This window comes from Streptomyces sp. NPDC107575 (assembly GCF_055657265.1).
Genome location: NZ_JBVKBG010000002.1, coordinates 1,143,036 through 1,168,047, shown reverse-complemented (window position 1 = coordinate 1,168,047; position 25,012 = coordinate 1,143,036). Strand labels below are relative to the sequence as shown.

Sequence of the window (25,012 nt, the reverse complement as noted above, 5' to 3'; positions counted from 1 at the left end):
ACAGATCGAAAGTGTGCCATCAGAGCTTCCAGCCCGTCCGCCGTCAGCTTCCGGCGTCGTACGTCCTCGTCGGCGGACTCGTGCCACTGCACTGGCTGACCTGGTGCCGGGCGTTGAACATCGGAGTCTGCTTCGCCGGGCTCATGGCCCTCCAGCGGTACGTGGACAAGAGCGACAAAGATGAGGGTGGCGATGAGTAGCCCCATGGGGCCGATAGGGCCCTTCCAGACGGAAGACCATGCCGAAGCCATGGGCTGCGTGAGCGGCTGTTTCATCTACGTGTTCGGCTGCATCCTCGCGGTCGCCGTCGGGGCCGTCGTACAGGCCGTGTGGCACACGAATTGGCTGACGCTCACGGTCGGGGCGCTCGTGCTGGCCGGTGGACTCTGGCTCGGCGACCGGCTCTGGCCGTTCATGGAGCGCTTCGTGCCCGACCCGTACCCAGAGGACAACAAGGACGATGACGGGCACGCGTAAGCCCCCGACCTGACAGTCGGCCCCTGAGTGTCGGCACTATCGAGCACATATATGCGCCGCTCCCGACGAGCGCCCGTAGCGTGACTCAGGCAGCAGTAGCTGGCCCCCTGCCCCTGGGCCCCACGGTGAGGCCCCAGGCCCGAAGGTCTGGGGGCTTCTCTCGCCTGGTGGACCAGTGTCCAGAGCACCTCACTCCGTTCATTCATGGGTGGCCCATGTCGGCGGGATCAAGAAACATCGCATCGCCTTCGCCGCTGGCTGGCTGGATGGATGGATGCGGTGAACCGACCCAGGACCCCGCGTATGACAGGCCGACTGGCCGGCGACGTCTTCGTCCTGACCAGGCACGCACACAAGAAGCCGCGATCAAGGCCCGGCGTTGAATAAGCATTCGTTCGACACCCCAACCCTCAACTACTCGCCGTGTGCACCATTTTCATGACTCCACCGAGCCGTCGACGTCCGCCTACCGGGGTTACACGCAAGGGGCGGGTGTGCCATGACGTCCGTGCAGAACCTGACCCCGCACCTGCTCGGTCAGCCCAAGGTCCGCAGCGTCACGGTCACCGCAAGGAGTCGGTAGCCATTGGCCCGGTGTGTACCCGGGGTGTCCCCCGGTCCGTCGCGTCCCGCGGCCGTCCGCTTCGACGCGACGCCTGTGCCTCTTGTGACCTCATGGCAGCCCCTCTACGCTCCCGCGACAACCGGGAGGGGAGTGAACGATGCCCACGATCACCCGACGCACTCTGCTCGTCGGAGGGACCGCCGCGGGAGCATTGGCCATCGCTCCGGCCCCCGCCGTCGCCGCGAACCGCGCCTCCGTCCCGCTGACCCGCGAGGAGCGGCGCGCCGTCGTGATCGGCTCCGGCTTCGGCGGCGGCGTCGCGGCGCTGCGCCTGGCCCAGGCGGGGGTGTCCGTGACGGTCCTGGAGCGCGGCCGCCGCTGGCGGACAGGCCCGAACGCGGACACCTTTCCGCGCCTGTCCGCCCCCGACAAGCGCCTGCTCTGGTACGAGACGCTTCCTGAAGCAGTCCGTCCGCTCGCCCGGATCGTGGGCAGGCCCCTGGACTTCGACCCGTACGTCGGGATCGTCGAGCCCGTCCTCGGTGCGAACGTCCTGGCCCTGTGTGCGGCCGGGGTCGGCGGCGGTTCGCTCATCTACCAGGGGATGACGCTGCAGCCCAGCGAGGCCGTCTTCACCACCTGGCTGCCCGAACGGCTCGACTACGCGCGCATGGACGCCGTCCACTACCCGCGCGTCGCCCGCATGTTGCAAGTCTCCACCGCCCCGGACCAGTTGATCGACTCGCCGAACTACGCCCCCGCACGCCACTACGCCGAACGTGCACGCCGGGCCGGCTACGGAGTCGAGAAGATCCCGGGCCCGTACGACTGGAGCTACCCCCTCGCCGAACTCCGCGGTGAGATGCGGCCCTCGTACACCAACGGCGACTGCGTCTTCGGCTTCAACAACGGCGGCAAGCACACCGTCGACCTCACCTACCTCGCCCAGGCCGAGGCCACCGGGCGGGTCACCGTCGCCGCCCACCACAACGTCACCGGCATCGCCCGCACGCGTAGCGGCAAATGGGAGATCCACGCAGAACGGACCGACGACAGCGGGCGGGTACGCGAGCAGAAGATCCTCAGCACCGACGCACTCGTCCTGGCCGCAGGCAGCCTCAACACCAGTCGGCTCCTGGTGCGCGCACACGCTCTTGGCACCGTCCCCGACCTACCCGACGCCGTCGGCGAGGGGTTTGGCACAAATGGCGACCGGATCTACCTGTGGACCGATCTCCAGGAGGACTTCGGTGCGGAGCAGGGCGGACCGGTCGTGTACGGCAGCAGGTTCTGGGACGACCCGACGGCCGCGCACACCCTCGCCCCGTTCTCCCTCCCGCCGCTCGGCCTGGACACCCGTTCCACGCTGCTGCTCGGCTTCGGTGTGAGCACCGGGCGCGGCGGCTACCGTTACGACGCCACGACCGACACCGTCGCCCCGCACTTCCCGCTCGGTGGCGACGAGGCCCTGCGGCGCCGTCTGCGGGAGCGGGTCAGCGCCGTGACCCACGGCCTCGGTACCGTCGTCGACACGACGGCCCTGGTCAACGCGACCGTGCACCCGCTCGGCGGCGCAGCGATGGGCCCCGTCTGCGACCTCGAGGGACGGGTGCACGGGCAGCGCGGCCTGTATGTGCTCGACGGGGCGCTCATGCCCGGGACGACGATGGCGTGCAATCCGTCGATGACCATCGCCGCCGTCGCCGAACGGGCCATGGAAACGATCGTCCAAAACGACGTCGACGTCGTGTTCTGAATGCGGCGGCACAGCCCGTGGCACGGCCACTGACGCCGACGCGAACGAACCGGTGCCATCACCTTCGACACGGCGATACGAGGGCTGCGGCGGGCCGTCGACGCCGAGCGCGGGCGCCGGCACGCCGCACCCGTCACCACGACGGCGTCGCGTTCAGAACCCATCAGGCGTCGCACGCACCGCTGGGCCGTCGCATGCACGGCGACGGCTGCGGCCACGGGCCCCTCCCTTCGAGTACGAAGCGACATCCTCCGAGTCGGCCAACAAGCCGACATCTCCGTCGGGACGACAGGATTTGAACCTGCGCCCTCTTGCCCCATGGACAGACGCGACCGCCCTCGCACGACTTTCGCCGGTGCTGCAGCCGCTGCGCCGTGCCCCTGCCAGCCCAGTTCGGCGTGCTCGACACACATCCGAGTGATGGCGAACACCTCCTCGACGACCGGGGTGTTGCGGTGTCTCAGGGGCACGCCCAGATCGTCATCACCTCGTAACTGCCCTTCCTCCAAACACACCCGACCAGGCAGGCTCAAGATCGAACAAGGGAACGGCCCGGCCGACCGACCGGCTGATCTGCCGGACATCTCATACCTCAACGGGGGAACCACATCATGTTTCACAACCACCGCCGCAAGGCCGTCCTCACCGCCGCCGCTCTGATGGCCACGACCACTCTGCTCACCGCTTGTCAGGGAAGCGCGGACGGGGACAACGCGTCGAGCAGCTCCGGGTCACCGACCACGGCCGCGGACGCGAACGACAAGTCCGCAGCCGACGGTGCGGGTTCCGCGCGCGGCACGGAGTCGCAGGCCGGCAGCGGATCGGGGGGCACGTCCGAGGGCAAGGGCGTGAGCGGAACCTGGTTCGGCACCGTCTCCTACCTGGCGCCCGGCAAGTACACCGTCAGCGACGTGAAGGACACCAAGCAGGCGTTCTTCACCTCGACCGACACCGACATCCAGGGTGCCGGCCGCATCTGCGGAGACGCCGAGGGCCAGGCCGCCACCAAGTGCACCGAGAACGAGCTCGAAGCCGCAGCGAAGAACGGCGTACCCGCCACCGTGAAGGTCAAGAACGGCACGGCGGTCAGCATCGTCGAGGACCACGCCAGCAGCGGTGGCGGTAGCGACGACGACTCGAACACCGGCAAGCCGAGCAGCACCCGCGCCGGGGAACTCGGCTACCTCGCCCCCGGCAAGTACACCCTCGAGGACAGCGAAGGCATCAAGACCGCGTTCTACACCACCACTAACACGACCATCAACGGCAGCGGCTGGATCTGCGGCGAGGACCGCGAGATCACGCAGTGCACTGAGGACGAGCTCGCGGCCGCCGCCAAGAAGGGCGGCGTACGGATCGTCGTCAAGTTCGACAAGATCGCCGCCGTCACCATCGACGAGGAGCACAACTGAACCACCACCGACCCGACTCTCCCGTGAGCCCCCGGCAAGCGGTACCGACGATCCGGATATCTCGGCGTCAGACAGCACCATCGGCGGTGCCCTTACCGAAAACTCATCCGTCCTGGGGGCCAGTGTGCGGAGTCCGGGGCCTGGCAGCTGTGGCTGATGACGCCGGGGCCCTCGCCCGGCTGACGAGCGGCCGGGGCATGGTGACCCACCATGCTGCTGCGACTGGCCTGCTTGGGCGTGGCGAACACGTTCGCGATGCTGCGCCTGCTGCCGATGAGCGATCGGGACCGGGCCGTCGAGATCCTCGCTCTGCGCCACCAGATCACGGTCATGGAGAGCCAACTCGGCCAACAGAAGGTGCGGTTCAGCCCATACGATCGGGCGTTCCTGGCGGCGCTGCTGCACCGGTTGCCGCGAGATGTGCTGCGCAGACTGCGCCTGCTGGTCCGGCCGACACGCTCCTGCGCCGGCACCGCAACCTGGTCACACGCCACCACGCTGCCGCCTCTCGACCGAAGCGCCCAGGCCGACCGCGCACCGTGCACTCCATCCGCGCTCTGATCCTGCGCCTGGCCCGGGAGAATCCCCACTGGGGCTACCGGCGCATCCACGGCGAACTGCTGATCCTCGGCGTGAAGGTGGCTGCCTCCACCGTCTGGGAGATCCTGCGGGAAGCCGGGACCGCCCCTGCATCCCAACGAAGCTCGAGCACTTGGGCGGACTTCCTGCGCTCACAGGCCGAGGCCCTGCTGGCCTGTGACTTCCTGAAGACGATCACCTTGTCCGGGGCACGCCTGTACGTCTTCGCGGTCATCGAGCACGGCACCCGCCGGGTCCGGGTCCTGGGCGCGAGCGCGCCCCGACCGCCTCCTGGGTGGCGCAGGCCGCGAAGAACCTTGTCATGGACCTCGAAGATGCCGGCTCCAAGGCCAAGTTCTCAATCCGGGACCGGGACGGCAAGTTCCCCGAACTGTTCGACGCCATCCTGCGCGATACAGGGATCGAGGTCGTGCTCAGCGGCGTCCAGACGCCGCGAATGAATCAATCATGGAAAGGTGGGTGCAGACCTGCCGACGCGAACTCCTGGATCGCACCTTAATCTGGAACCAACACTATCTCCGCTATGCCCTGCGGGAGTTCGAAGACTTCTACAACACCCATCGGCCCCACCGGGGCATCGCGAACGCCCGCCCACTGCGCCCCGCACCTGTACCAGCCGCCGATCCAGAGGAGATCGCACGCCTGGACATACGAAGACGCGCACGCCTCGGCGGCATCCTGCACGAGTACCGCCACGCCGCATGACCTGCACGGACGGAGTTTTCGGCAGGCGCAACGTTCGTTTCAACCGCCCTCCCGATTTCGATCCGCTTGTGGCGGGCTGCATCACGTTCGACGGCCCCGCGTTGTGCAGCGCAAGGATGATCAAGCGGCCATGGTGCCACCCGCCACCAACAACAGACGCGATCCCCCCTGGGGCGTACTCCGAACGGCCCGCCCAGGTCAGGCCCTTGCATGTCGGTTGTTCGGCGGGGAGTAGACAGGCAAAGGCGGCGGGGTGGGCTTACTGTACGCCTGACGTCTTCTCTGCGAGCGATGCACTACCTGCGACGGCGGGCCCACAGGCGCAATCCAGCGGCCGAGGGGGAGCATCACTCGGGAGAACGCTCCATTTGACACGCCTGCGAAACATTAGGGAGAACAATGCGCAAGATCGGTCTTGCCTTCGCGACCGGCGTCGCCGGTATCGCCGTCTTCATGGGGTCCGGATCAGCTCAGGCACTTGAGTTCAACAACGATCCCTGCCTGGACCTGTCACGGACACGGGTCTGTGACAAGCACAAGCTCTACCGATTCGTCCGAATGCAGGGCCCAACACAGAATCCGTGCGGCATGCCGTGGGCGGCCGTGGTGGTGCGCTCCTGTTGAGCCGCGCCTCCGTATCTGTCTGAGCTCGTTCTTAAACCTCCCTACCAGGTCAAGGGCTGCACGACCTCAACGGCGCATTCCCCGACGGGGCTGCCACTCACACAACTCCTGCGACGGGGCGGCGTGTTCCGCGCCGGCCATCGTAGAGCGCAGAGAGCACCTCCTGGGTTGGCGGCTGCCTGTCCCGGCTCAGATGGCGGACGCCATCCCCTTCGGGCGGCCGGCCCGTCTCACGTTCGATCGGATGGCACCGGCTCGTCGACGTACGCCATCCCCACCGCTTGTCCCACACCAACGCCAGCACCGCCCCCTCACGTGCCTTCTTCGGACAGAGGGCACCGAGCGACGGTCAGCGCCTGTTGATGGCCGCATCCGCACGTCAACTTTCGGGCACCTCGTCCAGCCGGTGGGCTACCCACTCCCAGGACTGCCCTTCAACGAGGCGTGCCGTGACCGCGATGCTCTCGCCGTCCTTACTCACACGCGTCTTCGCCTCGTAGAGGGCCCGCGCCAGTCCGAGCGCGAAGTGCGGCGGCAGATCCGGCTCTCCAACGATCGGGACGGGGTCGGCGACGCGTACCTCACGGTCCGAGCCGACGTCGACGAAGACGACTTGAGAACCGGCCTCCTGCTGCCAGATCCTCACGACCTTCTCGGCCCGTACTAGTACCGAACCCCGGAATCGGTCAGGCGCCACGTAGATCCACACGTCCCCCACCAAGTCCTCCGTCCATATGCGCGCGATCGGTCCTCGCCATCATCCGGACCCGTCACCCCTGCTGTCCCAAGATCGGGCCGATCAGAGCCCTGGCCCCATGAGATGCAGCGGTCAGGCTCATGACCCGCGAGATCTGCTCGGCCCCAGACGGCTACGTTGAACTCGCGGTGCGGGCGACGAGACGCACTCACGCCCGCACCGCTCACCGCTCCGACCTCCACCTCTCCAGCGGGTACGGGCCGCTCCTGGAGGACGGCGAGGTCGTCACGGCGGAGTGGTGGGAGGAGCACTCCGACCCCGGCGCGGACCCATTCGTCCTGGCAGGGATCTCCGTCAAGCGCAGCGTCCTGGACGAGTACGAGGCGGAGGCCCGGGTCATGGAACGTGGACAACGCACCGGGTGGACGGAGGGCGGCCAGTCCGTACGGGAGCGGCTGGTCCGGGAGTGGGCCACCGCGTACGCCGAACACGTGGAGGCGTGAACCGTCCAGAGGTTGGCCAACTCCCCCTCCCGTAACGGTCGTTCCTGCGACTATCACCCTGCCCCTGGAGCGAGCGAGACAAAGCGAGGCGAAGCGTGACCAGCGTTTACACGGAACTCACGAAGGAAGCCGGAGCCCGGGGCGGTCCCGCCGCGCTACGGGCGTTCTACCGGTTGCAGGGCGTTGCGCAGGGCATCGCCCGCGGCCGGCTGGAGGGGTTCGCGGAGGGCGTCGCCGCGGGCCTGCGCAGGGGCCGCGGGGAGGGGTTCATCATCGGCGCCACCGTCGCCACGGTGGGCGTCTGCGGAACCGTGGCCTACGAGAAGAGGCGCACCCGCAGCGCCACCGCCGAGACCGCGCCGGAGCCCACGCAGGAGAGCACCGCCGGCGCGCCCGCGCCGGACGAGAGGACTGACGCGTGACCGACTACGCCCCGGCGGCCTGGTGCCCACCGGCCCGATGATGGCGGAGCTCACCGCCCGTCTGGTGTTGGTGCCGCTCGGGTACGGCCCGAAGGTTGCCGCCCACCTGGAGGACCGGGCCGGCGTGGACGAGGTGGAGGCCTACGTGGCCGAGGCCGCCCCGAAGGAGTAGCCGCACCTCCCGGGCCAGGGCACGTGATGGCCCGGGAGACTCACGCGCTACTTCGGCGTCTCGCCGTCCAGCCACGCCCGGACCCGGTACGCATAGGCGTGTGATGCGGTGGTGAGGTTGTGGCGCGCCGTCGCCGCCTCATCCAAGAGGTCCTGCGGTGATCCGTGCTTGGACAGCACGCGGTCCACTTCTGTGCTGAGTACGTGTCTTCCGGAGGCGTCATCAGTCAGGGCGGCGACACGCTCCGCGTATGTAGCGACGGCCTTTCGCACCTTGTCCCAATCGACATCAGCGTCAGGTTGCCGGGCCTGTCGTAGCTGGTTGTAGGCCTCTTCGGCCAGGCTGAATTCGTGCTCTGGCCCGTCCGTGCGCCCTCGGCGTGAGGATTGCTGAACCTGTATGAGGAGCTCGGTGTACTCCTCGTGAGCGCGGTCCTCAAGGTCGTGCCACACGTTGAGGCCGATGGTCATCTTGGAGACGTTGCGAGCTGCTACGTACATCGTGCGCGCCACGCCGAGCTCGTTGACCAGGTGGGTCTGTTGCACGACGATGATGCCAGTAGGGGACTCTTCCTCCGACCGGACCTACGCACAGGGCCGCGAGATTCGACCTGTCACCCAGGTCAGCATCAGCCCCGACACGCATTGAGCACCAGGCAGGCGGACCACCCCAGCCTCCCGCAGGCCATGCGTGGCTGGTGACTACGAACGTCGCAGGTCGTGCACCGCACCTCTGGGGGTTCGTCCCAAGTCTGCAGTGCGCGGCGACTCAGCCTCATCCGCCCGGCGCTGCTCTACCACCCAGGCGTTGAAGCGGTCCGCGTTCTTCTGCTCTTCCTCGGGCGCCAGCTCCTTGGCCGCCTGGAACGCCTCGCTTACCCGTGCACCGACCGCGTCCATGTAGACATCGGAGAGCACAGCTTCGCGCAAGCTGAGGTTCCCGGAGAGCACACCCCTCGCCATCTCTCGAACGGTGTCATCGACCTTTGGGTTAGATGCCAGAGCGCGCATCGCACGCAGAACATCCTGTGCGCGCTCCGGCGACTCGACGTCCTCCAGGTCCGCGGGGTCGACCTCGCGCTTCTCCTGACTCGCCGTCACCAGCAATTCCCCTCTCGCCCGTCTACCTGGTCTGCGACTGCATCACTGTATGCATCTGCCTGGCAGGCGTCCCACTCACGCCCCTCCTCGCCCTCACCACCCTCTACTACCGTATGTTCGATCAACGAACGTACGAACGGGGGAAGCTGATGGGCATCACCCTGCCGGGCTGGGCAGACGAGGCCTTGGACATCATCGGAGTTTCGTGGCCGAACGTAGACGAGGACGACTACCGCGAAATGGCCGTGGCCATGCGGGAGTTCGCTGATGCGCTCGACAACGGAGCCATGGACGCCCACCAGTTGCTGAACGACCTGATCGGCAACAGTGAGGGCGCGGCTGTCGAAGCCCTGTCTGCCCACTGGTCCAAGGTCCAGGGAACCCACTTGGCGAATCTTGGCGAGGCAGGTCGACTGACCGGCACGGCCCTGGACGCGGTGGCCGTCCTGATCGAGGGCGCGAAGATCGCAGCGATCGTCCAACTCGGTATCCTCGCCGCCGAGATCGCTGCTGCCGCAGCAGCCGCGCCCTTCACTCTCGGCCTGTCCACTCTGGGGGGCCTGGCCGGGACCGTGGCCACCCGCACTGCGGTGAAACGCATCTTCAAGGAAGTGTGCGAGCAGATCGCCGAGCAGATCGTGAACACAGCCATGGGGCCGGTCTACGAGGCACTTGGCTCGATGGTCGGCGATCTCGCCATCCAGGCGGTCGGCAACGCATTGGGCACACAGAACGGCATCAGCGCCTCCCAGGCCGCCAAGGCCGGAGCGGACAGCTTCAACGCGGGCGTCGACTCCGCCAAGCAGTCCGGCTCCATGCAACTCCTCAGCGCCGAAGGCTCCTCCAGCGGAGGCACGTCGGGTGGAGCAGGCGGTGGTTCGGGCAAGTTCAGTATCGACCTGGACGCCTTCGACTCCGCCGGATCCAAGCTCAAGAACATCGGCGCTGACCTCGGCTCCTCCAATGACGACAAACTCGGCCGCGCCAGAAATGCCCACGGCCGCACCCGCGGCAAGGACGCCCTCGCAGACGCCGCCAACGCAGGCCTGGACACTGTCATGGACGGCATCCAGAAGGGTGCCAAGCGCCTGGCCAGCCACCTCGACGACACCATGCCCCGCGGTCTGAAGAGGATGGCCACCAATCATCGAGAGAACGACAAGAATGTCGCCCTGTCACTGGACGAGCTCGGAAAACGGGGCGACAAGAGCCCCACGTATCTCATGTCGGACAACGGGTCCATCCAGCGCCTGCACAGCAGCGGAAAGACCTCCGAACTGACGCAGGACGACCATGCACGCCTGGGACTCGACAGCGCATCCATCGGACGCCCGAAGCCGGGGGAACGGAATGCCAGCCTCAAGACCAAGGCCGAGGGGAAGACGGATCCACGTCAACGATCCGATTCCCAGCAGGTCGCCCTCGGAAGCACCGACCTCTCACGCGCCACCCAACTCGCACGGCACGCAGGAAAAAGTTACGGCGGCCACAAGAAGAACGGCGACTTCCAGAGCAACAACTACGCCGCAGCACGAGTTTCAGGAAGCGGCGACGCCGACGATTTCGTACTGGTCGCACGAAGCAATGGCTTCCGACATTCGGAGCGAATGATAGGAACCCCTTTCCTGAGACAAGGAGACGGGGACCGAATAAGCGAGATGTACACGGAACGAGCCCCGTGCGCAACCGGCGCAAATTGCAGTTCGTGGATAGCTGAAAGATTCCCGAACACGGACGTCACCCACAGCGTCGAATACGGAGCCACCAAGGAATCTCGAGCTGCAGGAAATTCAGCCATGGAGAACTATCTTGACCAGCTCCGTTCAAAGAGATAGAATCCTGCGGTCACGGATGAAAATGGAGCGACATGAGCAGCCCGCTAACTCGAAATGAAATGTTGACCGTCTTTTCCGAAGACGAGTTGATGATACCGAGCGAGGAACTCCTGGGAGAGATTCCAGACGTCGACTCCAGGGAGGTGCTGCGCACGCTTGGACTCCCCGTCTGGGAGAACCCATGGTTCGACATGGATGACGAGGTCTCTGAACGACTGCAGCGCGTCGCCGGCTGGGACGTCGACCTTTCGGATCGGTTTGATGAAATTCCACAGGATGCCGAAAGGTGGATCTCGCTCGGGACAATCCCGTACGACGACATCGCATTCGACGCGTGCACCGGGGTCGTCTACTGCCTCTCCGATGAATCCGGAATTTACCTGTTCAACAGCAGCCTCCGAAGCTTCATCCACTTCCTTTACGTGCTGCAGTCGGAACGGCCGAAATTCGACGCCGAACACCCAAGGCATGAGCAGGAGGGCGAGGACGACCCGGAGGTGACGCGTCGCCGAGTGAAGAACGCCATGGAAGAAATAGACCCTGCAGCGCTGGAGAATCCAGATTCCCGCTGGCATGAAGTCCTGGACTACATTGTCGATTCTGAACTGCATTACTGATACCGCACGACAGGATCACCCCGCGTACGCGCGACACTCCAGATAGGAAATTCAATTGTCAGGCGCTAGCATGCGGCATTTCGGCGCGGCGGCAAATGGTGACCCCTTCGATACTCCCAGCAGCGTGCTGCGGCTCGGGCAGCTTGCGCTGCCGCTCCGTGTGGGACCGTACTTCGCGACACAGGCTGAGGAGCCCGTGTTGCTCGGCGACTATGCGGCGTCCGTGGGCCGTGAGGTTGTTCGGGACGAGTGCCGCTCCTGGGCACGGCTCGGAACCGACCAGGGATTCGAGTTGTGTGTCGACGCGCAGGGGGCAGTGCGGGCCGTACTGCTGGACTGGGAGGAGGAGTTGCGCTACGTAAGCTCCTCTCCCGAGGCATTCGCCGCAGCACTGTCCGCGCTGGATCAGGCACTGCGATTCATCCTGGCCACGGATGAGCCCCAGCAGGCCGGGCAGGCCTTCGCGCACCTCGAGGAGCGGCTGCGAAGCATCGATGCTCCGGCCTTCGCCGGGCGTGAGAACTGGTGGCCGCTGGTCCTGGACGATATCCGCGACACCGCAAGCGTCGAGTGGTTCACCGCCTTCGAAGTCCTCAATGGTCAGGACGAGAAACAGATCGTGACCGCCTCCGGCGGCATCGGCGTTCACCCCGAGGAGAAGCTGTGGGAGCAGCTGCACGCGGCAGGCTTTGAGGCCGAACAAGTGCTGCGCATCCACACGGAGCTGCAGCCGTGCTTCACGCCCGGACACTACTGCTCACTATGGCTGGGTCAGGTCTTCCCTGATGCGCAGATGACGCACAACTTCCCCTACGGGGAGAGCGCCGACTCGCGGGCCGAGGGGATTCGGCAGCTGCGTGAAGCCGCCACACAGCAGCAGTAGGGGGAGCGCACGGTGCAAACGGACAGCCAGATCGTCGATACTCAGGCGGCGCAGGCTCTGTTGGACTGGGCCACGGGCGACACATCCCGGTTGTGCCGGGTCACCGGTGCGCGGGGCAGCGGCAAGAGTCAATTGCTCGCCCATTTCCTGGTCAGGTGGGGCAGTTCCCCGGGCACCGTCGTCCATGCCACGGTCCCGGCCAAGGGACTGCATGTCGACGGTCTGGCATGGGAATTGGGCCGTCAGTTGGGCTACGGGCCGCAGCCGGTACACGGTCTCGTCGATCGAGTGGCCGCCGATCCGCGCCCGCTACTCATGCTCGTACCTGACCTGCACCTCACCCGCGATCCAGCGGCAGCCGTCGCGGACCTGCTCGATCCGCTGCTGTCTGTGCCACAGGTACGCATGGTCGTCGAGAGCGACGACGAGGCACTCTTCGAGGAGACTGCACGCGTCATCGCCCTGGCGCCCGCCGGTGCGTACGAGCCACCCCGGCCGCAGGTCGACTTCGCCTCGCTCCTCGCCACCGTCCCACGCACCGCACACCAACGCCCCGACTGGGCCAACACACCACGCAAGGACCGCGAGCGCCTCCTGGACCAGGCTCCCGACCAGGAAGCGATACGGGTTCTACTGAGTGACCCCGAGTTCCTGCTGCACGGTCCGGCCACCGCGATCAGCGCCACCCTCGCCGATCCGAACACACCTGCCCCTCCCAGCCTGCACCCGGTGTGGCCCCTGGTCGCCCCGCAGCTCTCCGCCCTCGAGCACAGCACCACACAGCGCGCCGCGCTTCTGCACACCGCTGCCCTCGCCCACGACGCCGCCCTGGCCAACTCTTTGCACTCACGAGCTCAGGAGCACCCCGTGCATGCCGTGTGGGCGCGCTCCGGGTTCCCTGTCACGGCCCTGGCCTCGCGCGCAGAGGGCACCGTAGTCGCCGCCGACCCGCTCGGTTCCCTGCACACTCTGGACCCAAGCACCGGTCATCACATCGGAACCCTGCCCGCAAGGCCCACCGCCCGCCCACATCAACTGGCCGCCGCGCGACTTTTGTTGGACGAACAGGGCGCCCTCCTGCCCACCACCGGCGATGACCCCGTCGCGGACGCCATCGCCGCCTATCACGGACAGGCCGCCTTCACCGCCGACCCCGTGCGCCCCACTGCCCTGGGTAGCGATCCGTCCGCGGCCACCGCCGTGATCGGAGACGACCAGGGCGCCGTCCACGTCTGGCCACTGGCCACCTACCAGCCACTCCCACGCACCATGCGGCTCCACACCACACCCGTCACTGCCACCACCTGCCTGCACCTGACCGACGGCGAGGTGACTCTGGTCTTCTCCGCCGGCATGGACGGGACCGTACGGCTGTGGGGCCTGGGCAGTGAGCCGATGTCTGACCCCATTGAGCGGCGCCCCTCCATTGTTACCGCCCTCGCCGCCACCAATACCCCAACCGGTCCGGTCCTGGCCGCCGCCTGGAACGACGCCGAACTGCGCCTCACCAATCTCCTGACGGGCCAGACTCGCAACTTCCCCCTTCTCCAGGAAGCTTCATCCCTCGCCTTCACCCCCGACGGGCTGCTCGTGGTCGGCGGCCCGAACATCACGTACGGCCTGCGGATCTCTCCTGGATAAGAAGAGAGGCGATCGCCCTCCTTTCACTATGAAGTCTCACCTTCCAGCGCAACCCGCAGCAGCCGCGACTGGGTCGCGATCTCGCCGCGTGTCCACCGCACACCCGACCAGCGCCGTGACACCGCACTCGCGACCGCAGACCTCACCGAAACGGCCACCATGGCCGACGGGTTCGTCTTCTTGCCGAAGTCGACGACCTGATCGACCTTCGCTTCCGCGCGCAGCTCGGGGACCAGGAGCCTCTCGCGCAAGCCCAACGGTTTATGGAGGCGCAGCGAGTTGTCTCACGGGAGCGCATCCGCGCACAGTCGCTGAAGCTGATCCGCCGGCCTCGACGCGAGAGGTAGGAGCCTTGGGGCCAGGGGCTCGTCACGGCGCCGTGCGTATGCACTCGTGAGCCAAGTAGCGCAACAGGGCGCTATTCCAAGGGTGCTTGCGGCAAGCTGCTCTTTGTGGCTGACGAGAATGAACCCCCTACGCCGCCGACGGAACAGCACGACGCGGACGCCGCGGAGGAAACCGAAACCAAGGCGGGAACAGCGGAATCGGCATCGGGCGCCAACACGGGTGCAGCGACCCCAGGCTTCGTCTTCAGCGTGCAAGCTGGCACCCAGGCCGCACACAACGAGTTTGGCGTCGTCGGCAGCGATGGCGCCGTCTGCGGGATCAAAGCCAAACGTGGTTGGTCCGTCGAGAGCGCCCAGGAGGCACTCAAGCGCGCGGCCGAGCCCGAGATCGTCAACGAGATCCTGGCCGGCGGGGCGGTGGCTGCCTCGTTCACTGCTGCGGCCAGCGTCGCCAAGGCGAAGCTGGAGGCGACCACGCAGCGCCGGAAGAACGACCTCGATGCCGAGACGGAGCGGCTCAGGATCGCGTCAGAGGAACGCATCGCTGGCTTCCAGGTCATGTCGGGGCAGGTCGAGCCGGAGGCGCCGAATCCAGTCGAGGCATGAGCGGTCTGACAGCGGCCCAGTTCTTAGAGGGCGTTCCGCTTCACTGAGGGCCATAAGCAGCGACTCGTCATGATCGCGAACTACGGCTGGAGTACTGGAAGCCGGGTCTGTGAACGTCAGGGGGTGAGCCACGCCTCGCAGGATGTCTCGGCAAGCGTCGGACATATCGAGGGCTGCGGTCACCAACTGCAATGTGCCCGCTTGCGTGCCGACGGCGCCTGTCTCGGCTCCGGCCCCAGGACGTCTACGTACGGGGTTCCGGCCTGCCCGCCGGCGTGAAAAGGTGGCAGGCATGGCGGAGGGGGTGCCGGCGTCGCGTGCGGGTCGGGAGAAGAAGCGGCCGACGATCCTTGAAGTCGCGCAGTTGGCCGGTGTTTCGCACCAGACGGTCTCGCGCTTTCTGCGCAAGGACCCGACGGTGCGGACGGAGGTGGCGCGCAAGGTCGCGGCCGCAATCGAGGAGCTGGGCTACCGGCCCAATCAGGCGGCGCGGTCCATGCGCACGCGCCGTTCGAACCGGCTCACTGTCCTCCTGCCGGGTGCCACCGAGCGCATCTCCCACGAGCTGCTGCGTGGCGCGGCGGCGGAGGCTCACGAGGCCGGTTACCTGCTGGATGTGGTGAGCCTGGAGGGTGGCGCCGAGGCGCGGGCCGCCCGGTTGGAGTCGCTGCTCGAGGCCGAGGGCACGGACGGGGTGCTGTCGTTCACCTCCCTCTATGAGGCCGAAGGCCCGGGCCTGGGCGAGGGGCGACGCTCCGGTGTTCCCCTTGTGATCGACGGGGTCTACGACGACGAGATGCGCTCGCGCGGCACCTTCGCCGACGCCTCGCTCGCGGCCGGCCTGATACGGCACCTGGCGGATCTGGGTCACCGCCGCTTCGCACATGTCGCGGGTCCCATTGCGTGGCCGTCGGCGCAGGGACGACGGGCTGTGTACGAGGCGACGGTAGCCGAGCTCGGGCTCGAGTCGTGCGCCGTTGTGGAGGCGGAGTGGAGCATGCGGGCCGGCTGGGACGCCGCGAAGGATGTCGTGGCGGGCTGCGGTGCCACGGCTGTGTTCGCCGCCTCGGACCAGCTCGCGCTCGGTGTGATCACCGGCCTGCAGAGCATGGGCGTGGATGTTCCGCGGGACATGAGCGTCTGTGGCTGGGACGACTGGGAGATCGGCAGCTACTTCCGGCCCACGCTGACCACCGTCAGTGTCGACCGTGAGCGGCAGGGACGGCAGGCCGTGCGCAGACTTCTCGCGCGGCTGAACGGTGCGTCTCCGGTCGGGCCGGTGCCGGTGGCGGAGGTCAACCGGATCATCCTCCGCGAGTCCACCGGGCCGGCTCCGACGCGCATCGGCTGATCGAAAGCCCGAACGTCGGCGAGCCGCAGCGGCCCAGAGGCTTCGACAGTGCGCCGGAGACTGCCGCTTCCAACGTTGGAATCAATCGCTTCACGACTCTTGTGTGATCGTTCACTTGAATCCTAGGGTCACCGACAATCGGCCCGTCCGTGCATGGGTGGGCCGGGTAGCCGAGTTCTTCGGCGTACTCGCAAGTCTCTTGAGTGAACGATCACTTGGCCACGCGGCCGAACGTGAGGAAAGCGCTCTCTGCCCGCCGCGCGGCCCCAAGGAGCCGCCATATGACGCCGTCGTCCCCACCCACCCCCAGCCGCCTGCGCGTTGCCGCCGTCGGCACCGGTGGGATCGCCACCGGTGCCCATCTCTCCGCCCTGCGCGCTCACTCCGACCGTGTCGAGCTCGTGGCCGCGGTGGACGTCGATCCCGGACGCCTCGCCGCCTTCCAGGAGGCGGCCGGGGAAGGCATTTCGGGCTACACCGACCTGGCCGCAATGCTGGGCGAAGTCCGCCCCGACCTCGTCCTCATCGGCACCCCGCCCTGGCTGCACCGCGAGCAGACCGTCGCCGCCCTCAAGGCGGGCGCCTGGGTTCTGTGCGAAAAGCCACTGTGTCTCTCGCTGGCCGAGTACGACGAGATAGCCGCCGCGGAGGACGCCACCCCCGGCTTCGCCTCCGTGTTCTTCCAGCACCGTTACGGCTCGGGCGCCGTCCACGCCCGCGAGCTGATCGGCAGCGGCGCGGTCGGCGACCCGCTGGTCGCGCATTGCCAGACCACCTGGCACCGCGACACGGCCTACTACTCCGTTCCCTGGCGTGGCCGTTGGGAGACCGAGGGCGGCGGGCCGACGATGGGCCACGGCATCCACCAGTACGACCTGCTGCTGCACCTGCTCGGCGACTGGAGCGAGATCCGCGCCATGGCGGGACGCCTCGTCCACGACGTGGAGAGCGAGGACCTCTCCACCGCACTGGTCCGCTTCCGGGGCGGGGCGATGGCCACCGTCGTCAACAGCGTGCTGTCGCCCGACGAGGAGAGCCGCATCCGGATCGACTGTGCCGACGCCACCGTCGAGCTCATCCACCTCTACGGCCACCAAAACGACAGCTGGACCTACACCCCGCGCCGCGGCCTCGACGCCGATGCCCGTGTCGCACGATGGCGCACCCCTGCCGCGGACGTACCCAGCTCGCACGCCGCACAGCTCGGTGCGGTCCTCGACGCGTACGAAGCCGGCGCCAGGCCGCCCGGCAGCGGCGATGACGCCCGCCGCACCGTGGAGTTCGCCGCCGCCCTGTACAAGTCCGCGTTCACCGGCCGCCCTGTGCAGGCCGGCGAGATCGCGGCGGGCGACCCGTACTACACGTCCATGCACGGCGACCACCCCGACTGGGCCCCCACGTCCGCAGCGAAGGAGCAGCAGTGACCGCGCGCCTGTCCACCGTCCACGCCCTCGGCGACCGCGTCACCGTCAGCGCCGACGGCACCGAGCTGCTCTCCTACGTCTACCGCCCGGACCCCGAACCCTTCGAGGCCCCCAAGCCGTACATCCACCCGCTGCGCACCCTGAGGGGCAACCTGGTCTCCGGCTACCGCCCCCACGACCACCGCTGGCACAAGGGCCTGCAGATGACCGCGAGTCATCTGTCAGGGCAGAACTTCTGGGGAGGTGTCTCCTACCTCGGGCCAGAGGAGGGATACCAGCACGTCCCCGAGCGGGTCGGCTCCATGCGGCACGACGGCTTCAGCGCCGTGACCGCCGACGACGAGCGCGTCGAGCTCACGTCGAACCTGACCTGGGTCGCGCACAGTGGCGCCGAGTGGGCGAGCGAGCGGCGCGGTGTCGCGGTGCACTCCGTCGATACGGAGGCCGGCGCGTACGCGCTGGACTGGTCGATCCACCTGAGCAATGTCCGCGCCGACGGCGAGCCGCTGCGCTTCGGATCGCCGACCACCGCCGGGCGCGACATGGCCGGCTACACCGGACTGCAGTGGCGCGGCCCGCGCGACTTCACCGGAGGGCAGGTGCTCACACCCAGTGGTCCGGCCGGTGACGAGGGCACCATGGGCACCTCGGCCGCGGACGCCGAGTGGATAGGCTTCACCGCCGAGCACGACGACACCGACGCCCGCTCCACCCTCCTGTTCGCCCATGCACCGGAGAACCTCGGCCCGGACGCCGTACACGCCTCGCACTGGTTCGTACGCTCCAGGCCCATCCCCACGGCGGCCTTCTCCTGGGCGTTCTTCGAGGAGTTCGAGCTGCCGCACGGCGAGTCCTTCGCCTACCGCTACCGCGTGGTCGTCGCCGACGGAGCATGGGACCACGAGCGGGCCGCCGCGTACCTGAAGAGGCTCCAGTGGTGAGCCTCCGTAGCGCTCCACCGGCCCCGGACGCCACATCGATGACCGCCGCCGAACAGGCCGGACCGGGTGCGCCGAGCGGCAAGAAGCAGAGCCTTTGGCAACGCGTCCGCCGCGACAAGGTCCTGCTCCTGATGGCACTCCCCGGACTCGGCCTGCTCCTCGCCTTCGCCTACCTGCCACTGCTCGGCAATTTCATCGCCTTCCAGGAGTACCTGCCGTTCGTGCAGCTGGGGCGCAGTGCCTGGGTCGGGCTCGACAACTTTGCGATCCTGTTCAACGGCGACAAGGAGTTCCTGAACGCCCTGGGCAACACCCTGACCATCACCGTCGTCCAGGTGGTGTTCGTCTTCCCGGCGCCCATCCTGCTCGCTCTGCTGCTCAACTCCCTGCTGTCGGAGCGCCTCAAGCGGATCGTGCAGTCGATCCTCTACCTGCCGCACTTCCTCTCGTGGGTGATCGTCGTGGCCGTCTTCCAGCAGATGCTGGGCGGCGGCGGCCTGCTCAACAACGCACTGCGGGCGGCCGGCCACGGGACGGTGAACATCCTCGGCAACCCGGACGCGTTCATCGCCGTGGTCACCAGTCAGGTGATGTGGAAGGACACCGGGTGGGCCACCATTCTTTTCCTCGCGGTCCTGGCCCAGATCAGCCCGTCCCTGTACGAGGCAGCCAGCGTGGACGGCGCGTCGAAGACACGGCAGCTGTGGCACGTCACGCTGCCGGGCATGCGCGGGATCATCATCATGCTCCTGATCCTGCGGCTCGGTGACTCACTGACGGTCGGGTTCGAGCAGATCCTGCTGCAGCAGGGGGCCTTCGGCCGACAGGCGAGCGAGGTGCTCGACACGTACGTCTACAACAACGGCATCGTCGGCGGGCAGTGGGGCATGGCCGCGGCGGTCGGCCTGGTGAAGGGCATCGTGGGCGTCGCGCTGGTGTACGGCGCGAACCGGACGGCCCATGTCTTCGGCGAGTCTGGGGTGTACGAAAAGCGATGACGACCATCGAACCCCGCGTGCGCAACCGCACGCCGCTCACGTCACCGCGGTCCGCCTCACGGGGCGAACACCCCCTGGACGCACCCTCGTTGCCGGTACGCGCTCTCAAGGGCCTGGTGCTCGTGGTCCTGTGCGCCCTTGTCATCGTGCCGTTCGTCGGCATCGTCTCGACGAGCATCGCGGGCCCCCAAGAGGTGTCGCAGGCAGGCGGTTTCGTCCTGTGGCCCACATCCGTCGACCTGTCCACCTACCGCGCGCTGTTCGCGGGCGGCGTGGTCACCCAGTCACTGTTCATCAGCGGCGTCGTCACCGTCGGGGGCACGCTCGTCAGCCTCACCCTCTCGACGATGCTCGCCTACGCGCTCAGCCGCTCCGCCATGGTCGGCCACAAGCTGATCCTCATGCTGGTGCTCCTGACTCTCCTCTTCACGCCGGGTCTCATACCGAGCTATCTGACGGTCAAGGAGTTCGGGCTGCTCGACTCGCTGTGGGCGCTGATCCTCCCCACCGCCGTCAACGGCTTCAACGTCATCGTCCTGCGCGCCTTCTTCATGAACATCCCGGGCGAACTGACGGACAGCGCCCGCATCGACGGCGCGGGCGAGTTCGGCATCTTCTGGCGCGTCGTACTCCCACTGTCGCGCGCCGTGCTCGCGGTGATCGGCCTCTTCTACGCAGTGGCGTACTGGAACGCCTTCTTCAACGCGATGATCTACCTCAATGACAGCGCCAAGTGGCCACTACAGCTGGTCCTGCGCACCTTCGTGATCAACGACACCCAACTCGGCAGCTCCCAGCTCGGCGGGACCGGCGAGGCACTGCCCCCGCAGGAGTCCATCCAAATGGCGATCCTCGTCATCTCGACCGTACCGATCCTGATCGCCTATCCGTTCCTGCAGCGGCACTTCAACAAGGGCATGCTGACCGGGGCGGTGAAGGGATGACCGTGCCCAACGCGTTGCGCCGCCGCACCTTCATGGGCGCGGCACTGGCCGGGGCGGGCGCCCTGGCCGGCTGCACCACCGTCACCCGGTCCACGGACGTCACCGCCATCAACAAGCCCGTCGAACTGCCCGAACACCGGCGCTGGCAGGGTGTGAAGCCGGACCTGCCCACGACCCATCCGCTGATGCCCGAGACGTACCTGCACTACCCGTCGAACGCCAAGCGCGCCTTCGACCGACCTCCCGGTCACGGCCTCTCCGTCCAGGGCCACGTGCCCACCAACTCGCCGGTCCCGCCCTCGCTCGAGCGCAACCGGTACTGGCTGGAGCTCAACAAGCGCACCGGTGTCCGCCTCAATCTGACCATCACGCCCGGAGGGGACTACGACAACAAGTTCCAGACGTCGGTCGCCGGTGACGCGCTCGGTGACGTGTGGAACATCGTGAACAACCCGGCCTACCTGCCGCAGCTCCTGGAGGCCAAGGCACACGACCTCACCCCGCACCTGTCGGGCAGCGCGATCCACAAGTACCCGTTCCTCGCGAACCTGCCGACTCAGAACTGGCAGGGCTGTGTGTTCTCGGGCCGCATCTTCGCTGTCCCCATCACCCGCGGCGCGGTCGCGGTGGTCACGCTCCTGTCGAGGGCAGACCTGTTCCGTAAACGGGACGTGGACCCCGAATTCCACGACGTCAGCGAACTCCTGTCCATGGGCAAGGAGATGACGGACGACCGCCGCAACCACTGGGCCTTCGCCTCCGCCCCCATCCAGACCCTGGCGACGATGCTCGGCCTGTCCGGCGAGTGGAGCGAGCGCGGCGGAAAGTTCACGTTCTTCCGGGAGACGGAGGAGTACCACGAGGCGCTGGACATAGCCCGGCGCATGACCACACAGAAGATGGTCCACCCCGACGGAGTCACCGCCTTCAACGGCAAGGTCTGGTTCCGCCAGGGGGCGGTGGCCATGCTCCAGGACACCTACTCCGCCCTCCCCGGCCTCTACCAGCAGGGACGAGGCGACTTCGAGGTCGCCCTGCCGGTCATCCCGGGACCCGACGGAAAGCCGGGCAGGACGTGGCTGACCAATCCGAACAACTCCATCACCGCCCTCAGCCGCGCCGAGCCCGAGCGGATCGAGGCGATCCTGGAGTACCTCAACTGGTGTGCGGCGCCGATCGGCACACAGGAATACACCTTCCGCAAGTACGGGATCGAGGGCTACGACTTCAACTTCGAGAAGGGCGACCCCGTCCTGACCGACCGCGGCAACAGCGAGACCGGGCTCGGCGACTTCCCGAACCAGTACCTGGCCGACTCGCCCAAGGCGCTGTTCTTCCCCGGCTTCCCCGAGGCCACCGAGTCCGCGTACCGCAATCTGCGGACCGCCGCGCCGCTCATGAAGCTCAACCCCACATACGGCCTGTACTCGCCCACGTCCACCACCAAGGGCCAGCTCCTCACGAAGCTCCTCGACGACTCGGTCAACAACATCCTGCTCGGCCGCGCCAAGGTCTCCAGCTGGCCCGAGACCATACGACAGTGGCGCCGCCGCGGCGGCGACGCCATGCGCGCGGAGTACGAACAAGCACTCGCCACGAGGAAGAGCTGACCACCGTGAAGACACGACAGCAGATCCATGTCCTCGGCAGGCCCTGGGGCGCACCAGGCCCAGACGGTCGTTCCTTCGCCAAGGACCCCTCAGCGGTGTGGTTCCAAGGCCGCTACCTGATGTACCTCACCCTCCCGCCGGGCCGCCCGGCGGGCGAAGGCGACCGCTGGAGCATCGGCGTGGCCGAAAGCGACGACCTGGCGAACTGGACACTCAGCCGCGTACTCGCCCCGTTCGGCGAGTACGACGCCCGCGGCGCGGCGGCACCGGGTGCGGTCGTCATCGGAGACCGCGTCCACCTGTTCTTCCAGTCCTACGGCACCGGCCGCAACGACGCGATCTGCCACGCGAGCAGCGCCGACGGCCTCTTGTTCAGCGGACATGGGGACAACCCCGTGCTGCGCGCGCCGCTCGCCTGGTCGTGCGGCCGGGCCATCGACGCCGATGCGGTGCTGTACGGCGACCGCGTCCTGCTGGCCTACGCGACCCGCGACCCGGACATGAGGGTCCAGATGATCGGCACCGCGACCGCCGCCGCCGACAGCGATTTCGGAGCCGACGCCTGGACCCATCTGACCCCGCACGCCCCGGCCCTGCGGCCCGAACTCGACTGGGAACAGGACTGCATCGAGGCACCCGCCCTGACCTGGGACGGCGAACGCTTCGGCATGTTCTACGCCGGCGCCTACAACAACGCGCCCCAGCAGATCGGTTGGGCCACGAGTCCGGACGGTGTCCGGTGGGAACGCGGCAGCACCGAACCCGTACTCCCCGTCGGCGCCCCCGGCACCTGGAATTCCTCCGAGAGCGGCCACCCGGGCGTGCTCCATCACGACGGTCGACGCCATCTGCTCTTCCAGGGCAATAACGACCACGGCCGTACGTGGTTCATCGCCGCCACGCCCTTCACCCTCACGCCCACTGGCCCCGCCCTGACCTGGGAATGAACCCGTGGTGTGTCGTGGCCAAACACATTCGGCCACGACACACCACGGGGCGACCAGACACCATGTCGGCGACCCGGGACACGACTCCCGCGGATGACACGGCGCCCGTTTGACCGTCGGCGACCGCACGTCCCGGTATCGGAGCAGGAAACCTTAGTCCCGGCACTCAGTCAGTTGCTGGTGACGAGACGGTGGACGTCCGTGAGGAGTTCGTTCCATGAGCTGACGAACTTGTCGAGCCCGTCAGATTCGAGTGAGGCCACGACGTCGTCGTAGGAGACGCCGACTTGCTGGAGTGTGTCGAGGTGGGCGGCTGCGGCGTCGTAGCCGCTCGTGATGGTGTCGCCGGTGATCTCGGCGTGGTCGACGGTCGCGTCGAGGGTTTTGGCCGGCATGGTGTTCACGACGCCTGGTGCGACGAGGCCGCAGACGTACAGCGTGTCCGGCATCGAGGCATCCTTGACGCCGGTCGATGCCCACAGGGGGCGCTGCGGGAGCGCGCCCGCGTCGGCGAGGAGCAGCCAGCGCTCGGAGGCGAACTCCTTCTCGTAGGTCTGGTAGGCGAGTCGCGCGTTCGCGAGGCCGGCCTTGCCCGTGAGTGCGAGGGCCTCCGCAGTGCCGATCGCGTTCAGGCGCTGGTCGACCTCGGTGTCCACGCGGGAGACGAAGAAGGAGGCAACCGAGTGGATTCGGGACAGGTCGTGGCCGTTGGCCCGGGCTTTTTCGAGGCCGGTCATGAAGGCGTCGATGACCGCACGGTAGCGCTCGAGGGAGAAGATGAGCGTGACGTTGACGCTGATGCCGGCGCCGAGCGTCTCGACGATCGCCTCCAGGCCCTCGATCGTGGCGGGGATCTTGATGTGCACGTTCGGCTTGCCGATCGCCGCGTGGAGCTTCTTGGCCTCGGCGATGGTGGCGGCGGTGTCCCAGGCGAGTCGCGGGTCGACCTCGATGGAGACGCGTCCGTCGACGCCGTTGGTGGCCTCAGCGGCCGGCGCAAGCAGCTCGCACGCCGCGGCGACGTCCTGGGTCGTCAGCTCGAAGACGGCGCGTTCCGCATCGGCCCCCTGGGCCGTGAGCGCGCGGAGCTGCTGCTCGTAGCCGTGGCCCTTCGTGATCGCAGCGTGGAAGATCGTCGGGTTGGTGGTGACTCCGACCACGTTCTTGTCAGTGATGAGTGCGGCGAGGCTGCCGTCCTGCAGTTGGGCGCGGGAGAGGTCGTCGAGCCAGATCGAGACGCCGGCTTCCGAGAGCGTCTGTGTGCGGGTGGTCATGCCGGATTCTCCTTGGGACGGATCAGCCTGTGCGGCGGTGTGTGTGACGGTGGGACACGGTGCTGACGCTCGCAGGCGCCGGCGCGGCGCGGTCGCGCATGCGTGTCACGCGCGAGCTTTCGCGCATTGAGCTCGGCCGCAGGGGCGTGCGGCGCCTGTGGGTCGACGGCTTGTGCCCCGTGAGGATCTGCTCGACGGCCAGAGCCCCGGGGCCGTGGGGCCCTGGCCGATGCGCTTCGGGGCGGAGGCGGATGACCCGCCCGGGGCTTGCTCAGCTGGGGTCTGTGGGCTCCTCGGGCCGCTGGGGTGCCAGCTTCGCCCAGAGCCCGAAGCCGAGCGCGACCGCCAACAGTGCGAGCCCGATCCACAGGTTGATGCGGATGCCGTCGGCCTTGGCGAGTTCGGCCGCGTCGTCGGTCAGGCCGAGGACGGTGAGCACGACGCCGTACAGGCCGAGCAGTCCGGCGATCAGTACGCGGATGTCGAAGCCGCGCGGCTTGGCGGGGTTCTGGTTCGCCATGGGGGCACCTCCGGTGCTCGTCTCGTCGCTTGCTCCGCGGC

At 67.6% G+C, this 25,012-nt stretch carries 26 protein-coding genes and 1 pseudogene; 21 read left to right on the top strand and 6 right to left on the bottom strand.

What is annotated here, in order from left to right:
• The first annotated feature begins 11 nt into the window (after positions 1-11).
• The 6 genes and pseudogenes from ACZ7L4_RS11870 (at position 12) to ACZ7L4_RS11845 (ending at position 6,139) form a co-directional block, all read left to right on the top strand.
• Positions 12-200 carry a hypothetical protein gene (locus tag ACZ7L4_RS11870; protein WP_472101569.1) on the top strand — a complete coding sequence of 63 codons (189 nt, stop codon included), beginning with the start codon at positions 12-14 and terminating at the stop codon, positions 198-200.
• A complete protein-coding gene (locus ACZ7L4_RS11865) occupies positions 193-477 on the top strand; it encodes a hypothetical protein (RefSeq protein ID WP_472101568.1) in 285 nt (94 codons plus the stop codon). Before ACZ7L4_RS11870 ends, ACZ7L4_RS11865 begins: the two co-directional genes overlap by 8 nt.
• A gap of 722 nt (positions 478-1,199) precedes the next feature.
• Positions 1,200-2,798, top strand: coding sequence for a GMC oxidoreductase (locus tag ACZ7L4_RS11860; protein ID WP_472101567.1), 1,599 nt, complete (start codon positions 1,200-1,202; stop codon positions 2,796-2,798).
• Positions 2,799-3,409: 611 nt separating this feature from the next.
• On the top strand, positions 3,410-4,210 hold the full coding sequence (locus ACZ7L4_RS11855) for a hypothetical protein (protein WP_472101566.1): 801 nt from the start codon (positions 3,410-3,412) through the stop codon (positions 4,208-4,210).
• A gap of 210 nt (positions 4,211-4,420) precedes the next feature.
• Positions 4,421-5,515: pseudogene (locus ACZ7L4_RS11850) on the top strand (integrase core domain-containing protein).
• Between the two features lie 399 nt (positions 5,516-5,914).
• Positions 5,915-6,139, top strand: a complete 225-nt coding sequence (locus ACZ7L4_RS11845; RefSeq protein WP_385754362.1) for a hypothetical protein — start codon at positions 5,915-5,917, stop codon at positions 6,137-6,139.
• Positions 6,140-6,518: 379 nt separating this feature from the next.
• Here ACZ7L4_RS11845 and ACZ7L4_RS11840 read toward each other — a convergent pair whose 3' ends face one another.
• Positions 6,519-6,785 carry a hypothetical protein gene (locus ACZ7L4_RS11840; RefSeq protein WP_472101565.1) on the bottom strand — a complete coding sequence of 89 codons (267 nt, stop codon included), beginning with the start codon at positions 6,783-6,785 and terminating at the stop codon, positions 6,519-6,521.
• A gap of 191 nt (positions 6,786-6,976) precedes the next feature.
• On the opposite strand from ACZ7L4_RS11840, the gene ACZ7L4_RS11835 reads away from it, so the two are divergent.
• The 3 genes from ACZ7L4_RS11835 to ACZ7L4_RS11825 all read left to right on the top strand — a co-directional run bounded on the left by ACZ7L4_RS11835 (position 6,977) and on the right by ACZ7L4_RS11825 (position 7,933).
• Positions 6,977-7,339, top strand: a complete 363-nt coding sequence (locus tag ACZ7L4_RS11835) for a hypothetical protein (protein WP_472101564.1) — start codon at positions 6,977-6,979, stop codon at positions 7,337-7,339.
• A 95-nt stretch (positions 7,340-7,434) separates the two neighbouring features.
• Positions 7,435-7,761: a hypothetical protein gene (locus tag ACZ7L4_RS11830; RefSeq protein ID WP_472101563.1), complete on the top strand. Its 327-nt coding sequence runs from the start codon at positions 7,435-7,437 to the stop codon at positions 7,759-7,761.
• Positions 7,762-7,783: 22 nt separating this feature from the next.
• Entirely contained in the window at positions 7,784-7,933 is a 150-nt protein-coding gene (locus ACZ7L4_RS11825) for a hypothetical protein (protein WP_472101562.1), read from the top strand.
• Positions 7,934-7,980: 47 nt separating this feature from the next.
• On the opposite strand, the gene ACZ7L4_RS11820 is transcribed toward ACZ7L4_RS11825, so the two are convergent.
• On the bottom strand, positions 7,981-8,478 hold the full coding sequence (locus ACZ7L4_RS11820; protein WP_472101561.1) for a hypothetical protein: 498 nt from the start codon (positions 8,476-8,478) through the stop codon (positions 7,981-7,983).
• A gap of 156 nt (positions 8,479-8,634) precedes the next feature.
• Entirely contained in the window at positions 8,635-9,033 is a 399-nt protein-coding gene (locus tag ACZ7L4_RS11815) for a hypothetical protein (RefSeq protein ID WP_472101560.1), read from the bottom strand.
• 149 nt (positions 9,034-9,182) lie between these two features.
• On the opposite strand from ACZ7L4_RS11815, the gene ACZ7L4_RS11810 reads away from it, so the two are divergent.
• The 4 genes from ACZ7L4_RS11810 (at position 9,183) to ACZ7L4_RS11795 (ending at position 14,009) form a co-directional block, all read left to right on the top strand.
• Positions 9,183-10,868, top strand: a complete 1,686-nt coding sequence (locus ACZ7L4_RS11810) for a nucleic acid/nucleotide deaminase domain-containing protein (RefSeq protein WP_472101559.1) — start codon at positions 9,183-9,185, stop codon at positions 10,866-10,868.
• Between the two features lie 32 nt (positions 10,869-10,900).
• Positions 10,901-11,485, top strand: coding sequence for an SUKH-4 family immunity protein (locus ACZ7L4_RS11805; protein ID WP_472101558.1), 585 nt, complete (start codon positions 10,901-10,903; stop codon positions 11,483-11,485).
• Positions 11,486-11,555: 70 nt separating this feature from the next.
• Positions 11,556-12,368 (top strand): nucleic acid/nucleotide deaminase domain-containing protein, encoded by an 813-nt coding sequence (locus tag ACZ7L4_RS11800; protein ID WP_472101557.1) that lies wholly within the window; start codon positions 11,556-11,558, stop codon positions 12,366-12,368.
• A 12-nt stretch (positions 12,369-12,380) separates the two neighbouring features.
• Positions 12,381-14,009, top strand: a complete 1,629-nt coding sequence (locus ACZ7L4_RS11795; RefSeq protein WP_472101556.1) for a WD40 repeat domain-containing protein — start codon at positions 12,381-12,383, stop codon at positions 14,007-14,009.
• A 26-nt stretch (positions 14,010-14,035) separates the two neighbouring features.
• Here the strand turns inward: ACZ7L4_RS11795 and ACZ7L4_RS11790 are convergent, their stop codons facing one another.
• Positions 14,036-14,260, bottom strand: coding sequence for a hypothetical protein (locus tag ACZ7L4_RS11790; protein WP_472101555.1), 225 nt, complete (start codon positions 14,258-14,260; stop codon positions 14,036-14,038).
• A gap of 201 nt (positions 14,261-14,461) precedes the next feature.
• Here ACZ7L4_RS11790 and ACZ7L4_RS11785 point away from each other — a divergent pair, with 201 nt between their 5' ends.
• From ACZ7L4_RS11785 to ACZ7L4_RS11750, 8 genes are all read left to right on the top strand, one after another.
• Positions 14,462-14,962: a hypothetical protein gene (locus tag ACZ7L4_RS11785; protein ID WP_472101554.1), complete on the top strand. Its 501-nt coding sequence runs from the start codon at positions 14,462-14,464 to the stop codon at positions 14,960-14,962.
• A 292-nt stretch (positions 14,963-15,254) separates the two neighbouring features.
• Positions 15,255-16,313: a LacI family DNA-binding transcriptional regulator gene (locus ACZ7L4_RS11780; RefSeq protein WP_472101553.1), complete on the top strand. Its 1,059-nt coding sequence runs from the start codon at positions 15,255-15,257 to the stop codon at positions 16,311-16,313.
• Between the two features lie 281 nt (positions 16,314-16,594).
• Positions 16,595-17,737 carry a Gfo/Idh/MocA family protein gene (locus tag ACZ7L4_RS11775; protein ID WP_472101552.1) on the top strand — a complete coding sequence of 381 codons (1,143 nt, stop codon included), beginning with the start codon at positions 16,595-16,597 and terminating at the stop codon, positions 17,735-17,737.
• A complete protein-coding gene (locus ACZ7L4_RS11770) occupies positions 17,734-18,678 on the top strand; it encodes a DUF6807 domain-containing protein (protein WP_472101551.1) in 945 nt (314 codons plus the stop codon). The genes ACZ7L4_RS11775 and ACZ7L4_RS11770 overlap by 4 nt, the downstream gene beginning before the upstream one ends.
• A gap of 38 nt (positions 18,679-18,716) precedes the next feature.
• Positions 18,717-19,676, top strand: a complete 960-nt coding sequence (locus tag ACZ7L4_RS11765) for an ABC transporter permease (RefSeq protein ID WP_472102018.1) — start codon at positions 18,717-18,719, stop codon at positions 19,674-19,676.
• Positions 19,673-20,620 (top strand): carbohydrate ABC transporter permease, encoded by a 948-nt coding sequence (locus ACZ7L4_RS11760; protein WP_472101550.1) that lies wholly within the window; start codon positions 19,673-19,675, stop codon positions 20,618-20,620. Before ACZ7L4_RS11765 ends, ACZ7L4_RS11760 begins: the two co-directional genes overlap by 4 nt.
• A complete protein-coding gene (locus tag ACZ7L4_RS11755) occupies positions 20,617-22,230 on the top strand; it encodes an extracellular solute-binding protein (protein WP_472101549.1) in 1,614 nt (537 codons plus the stop codon). Before ACZ7L4_RS11760 ends, ACZ7L4_RS11755 begins: the two co-directional genes overlap by 4 nt.
• Positions 22,231-22,235: 5 nt before the next feature.
• Positions 22,236-23,177: a hypothetical protein gene (locus ACZ7L4_RS11750; RefSeq protein WP_472101548.1), complete on the top strand. Its 942-nt coding sequence runs from the start codon at positions 22,236-22,238 to the stop codon at positions 23,175-23,177.
• Positions 23,178-23,347: 170 nt separating this feature from the next.
• Here ACZ7L4_RS11750 and tal read toward each other — a convergent pair whose 3' ends face one another.
• Positions 23,348-24,451, bottom strand: coding sequence for a transaldolase (tal, locus tag ACZ7L4_RS11745; protein ID WP_472101547.1), 1,104 nt, complete (start codon positions 24,449-24,451; stop codon positions 23,348-23,350).
• A 271-nt stretch (positions 24,452-24,722) separates the two neighbouring features.
• Positions 24,723-24,971 (bottom strand): hypothetical protein, encoded by a 249-nt coding sequence (locus ACZ7L4_RS11740; RefSeq protein WP_472101546.1) that lies wholly within the window; start codon positions 24,969-24,971, stop codon positions 24,723-24,725.
• Positions 24,972-25,012 lie beyond the last annotated feature (41 nt).

Coding starts and splice junctions, on each gene's coding strand:
- ACZ7L4_RS11865 (WP_472101568.1), top strand. CDS start 193: ATGAGTAGCCCCATGGGGCCGATAGGGCCCTTCCAGACGGAAGACCAT.
- ACZ7L4_RS11860 (WP_472101567.1), top strand. CDS start 1,200: ATGCCCACGATCACCCGACGCACTCTGCTCGTCGGAGGGACCGCCGCG.
- ACZ7L4_RS11855 (WP_472101566.1), top strand. CDS start 3,410: ATGTTTCACAACCACCGCCGCAAGGCCGTCCTCACCGCCGCCGCTCTG.
- ACZ7L4_RS11845 (WP_385754362.1), top strand. CDS start 5,915: ATGCGCAAGATCGGTCTTGCCTTCGCGACCGGCGTCGCCGGTATCGCC.
- ACZ7L4_RS11835 (WP_472101564.1), top strand. CDS start 6,977: ATGACCCGCGAGATCTGCTCGGCCCCAGACGGCTACGTTGAACTCGCG.
- ACZ7L4_RS11810 (WP_472101559.1), top strand. CDS start 9,183: ATGGGCATCACCCTGCCGGGCTGGGCAGACGAGGCCTTGGACATCATC.
- ACZ7L4_RS11805 (WP_472101558.1), top strand. CDS start 10,901: ATGAGCAGCCCGCTAACTCGAAATGAAATGTTGACCGTCTTTTCCGAA.
- ACZ7L4_RS11800 (WP_472101557.1), top strand. CDS start 11,556: ATGCGGCATTTCGGCGCGGCGGCAAATGGTGACCCCTTCGATACTCCC.
- ACZ7L4_RS11780 (WP_472101553.1), top strand. CDS start 15,255: ATGGCGGAGGGGGTGCCGGCGTCGCGTGCGGGTCGGGAGAAGAAGCGG.
- ACZ7L4_RS11775 (WP_472101552.1), top strand. CDS start 16,595: ATGACGCCGTCGTCCCCACCCACCCCCAGCCGCCTGCGCGTTGCCGCC.
- ACZ7L4_RS11765 (WP_472102018.1), top strand. CDS start 18,717: ATGACCGCCGCCGAACAGGCCGGACCGGGTGCGCCGAGCGGCAAGAAG.
- ACZ7L4_RS11760 (WP_472101550.1), top strand. CDS start 19,673: ATGACGACCATCGAACCCCGCGTGCGCAACCGCACGCCGCTCACGTCA.
- ACZ7L4_RS11755 (WP_472101549.1), top strand. CDS start 20,617: ATGACCGTGCCCAACGCGTTGCGCCGCCGCACCTTCATGGGCGCGGCA.
- tal (WP_472101547.1), bottom strand. CDS start 24,451: ATGACCACCCGCACACAGACGCTCTCGGAAGCCGGCGTCTCGATCTGG.
- ACZ7L4_RS11740 (WP_472101546.1), bottom strand. CDS start 24,971: ATGGCGAACCAGAACCCCGCCAAGCCGCGCGGCTTCGACATCCGCGTA.